Raw genomic sequence first — 2,240 nt, 5'->3', positions numbered from 1 at the left:
GCGCCGTTTTATCTCGACCGGTGGGGCGCTAAAAAACGTCCTCCAGTTGGATCGAGAAACCAATGAGGATCTTGTCATTGCCGACGATGTAGGGGATGGCACTGATGACGGGAAGCGGACGGCGTTTGTCTGGGATTCAGGTAAACGGCGTTACAAACGCGCCCCTGAGAAGGATAAATCGGATTAACGTATGAATATTAATATTGAATACCTGAATGGAAATAAGACTATTGGTTTATTTTTTTTAAGAAGTGAAGCGGTGATTCCTGACAGGTTTAAAAACCTTATTTTGCTTATTGATGGATTAAGTTTTGGCACATTTGGTTTTCATCCGCACGAAGGTTTTGAGGATGAATTAATTTTATATATTCAGAAAACAAACGAGAGGGTAAAAACTCTTTTTGTGAAAATAGATTTAAACGGTATCAAGTTTGGATTTTTAAGAACGCATTCTTAGTTCTGGAAAAGAGCCAGCGGCAGGCTGAGGTGATAGGTACGAGATTGCATGCAATCTCTAGTGCTCTGTCTATCCTGCATTATCCTCAGCATTATCCTCAGCATTATCCTCAGCATTATCCTCAGCCTTGCCAACTCGACACCAATGCAGGATAGACAATCCGATGTCAAATGTTAACACTCTGCGAGTGGTACATTTTCCCCGGATTATCGTCCTGAGCCTGCCGCTGGCTCTCTTTCTACCGCCTCGCTTTGCTCGTTGCTCAACGCCTCACAGACACGGATTAAAATCCGCATCCGTTCACCGTTTTTTAAAGTCCGTTAAAAGCATGATGCCATCTCCGAGAGTTAATCTCGTCAAATGCTAAATCGTGGGGGTCCCCTTTGGGGTTCCGATTTAGTGATTGACGACACCACCGATTAAAAAACTTATGCGGGGTGGATGGTTTCACGAAGTGAGGCCATCCACCTGTAAGACAGGGTTTTGTTTTTATTCCCTGTTTTGGTGATCGGGTGTGTGGAAAAGGTTGGGGTAAGCCGTTCGGGGGTGCTTGTTTTGGGGGGTTAAAATTGTGGTTATTTTTTGCGCAATTCTCGCGCGTGATCCTTGTATTTATACTTAAGGGATAAATGGCGGATATGAAATAGTGGTTTAGCCCAGTAATGACGAGGCTTTGAGTGGGTTTTGACAGGTCAAAGAAAATGGAGCAGAATTGAGGCGTTTTTAATCGGCGTTGGGGAGTGCGTCAACACTCCCCAACATTTCGAATGTGTCACCTCAGCGGCAAACTCTGGTGACATGTACTGGCTCGCAATGCACAGGTACGTGATGAATATACCACATCAAATCACAGCCTGCCCAGATCGGAGCAGGCTTAATGTCAGAAGATAAATTCCTTTCGGACTACAGCCCCCGTGATGCAGTTTGGGATACCCAGCGCACGCTTACCGATTCTGTCGGGGGTATCTACCAGACTGCTGCTGAATTCGAGCGCTATGCACTCCGTATGGCCTCCTGTAGCGGTTTGTTACGTTTTGGTTGGTCTACCATCATGGAAACCGGAGAAACGCGCCTACGGCTTCGTAGTGCGCAATTTTGCCGTGTCCGTCATTGCCCTGTCTGCCAGTGGAGAAGAACCCTCATGTGGCAAGCCCGTTTTTATCAGGCTCTACCGAAAATCGTTGTGGATTACCCGTCTTCCCGATGGTTGTTTCTGACGTTAACTGTCAGGAACTGCGAGATAGGTGAACTTGGAACAGTCCTTACAGCAATGAATGCGGCGTTTAAGCGAATGGAAAAGCGAAAGGAGCTATCACCTGTTCAGGGGTGGATCAGGGCTACGGAGGTGACGCGAGGTAAGGATGGCAGCGCACATCCGCATTTTCACTGTCTGCTGATGGTGCAACCTTCTTGGTTTAAAGGGAAGAACTACGTTAAGCACGAACGTTGGGTAGAACTCTGGCGCGATTGCTTGCGGGTGAACTATGAGCCGAATATCGATATTCGGGCAGTAAAAACTAAGACAGGTGAGGTTGTGGCCAACGTTGCCGAGCAACTGCAAAGCGCGGTTGCTGAAACGCTGAAATACTCCGTTAAACCGGAAGATATGGCAAACGATCCTGAGTGGTTTCTTGAGCTGACGCGGCAGCTTCACAAGCGCCGTTTTATCTCGACCGGTGGGGCGCTAAAAAACGTCCTCCAGTTGGATCGAGAAACCAATGAGGATCTTGTCATTGCCGACGATGTAGGGGATGGCACTGATGACGGGAAGCGGACGGCGTTT

At 47.6% G+C, this 2,240-nt stretch carries 2 protein-coding genes and 1 pseudogene; all 3 read left to right on the top strand.

The window, feature by feature from the left end:
- A pseudogene (locus C4F37_RS28120) lies at positions 1-187 on the top strand (hypothetical protein); the annotation flags it as partial.
- Positions 188-190: 3 nt separating this feature from the next.
- Positions 191-457 carry a hypothetical protein gene (locus C4F37_RS26970; protein ID WP_001024536.1) on the top strand — a complete coding sequence of 89 codons (267 nt, stop codon included), beginning with the start codon at positions 191-193 and terminating at the stop codon, positions 455-457.
- Positions 458-1,334: 877 nt separating this feature from the next.
- On the top strand, positions 1,335-2,240 hold a 906-nt coding region (locus C4F37_RS26960; RefSeq protein WP_106106746.1), incomplete at its 3' end, for a protein rep.

Origin of the sequence: Escherichia sp. R1 (assembly GCF_003000935.1) — a bacterium.
Classification (GTDB): Bacteria; Pseudomonadota; Gammaproteobacteria; order Enterobacterales; family Enterobacteriaceae; genus Escherichia; species Escherichia coli.
The sequence above is the reverse complement of the archived record's forward strand: the minus strand, read 5'-3'. Positions and strand labels throughout refer to the sequence as shown.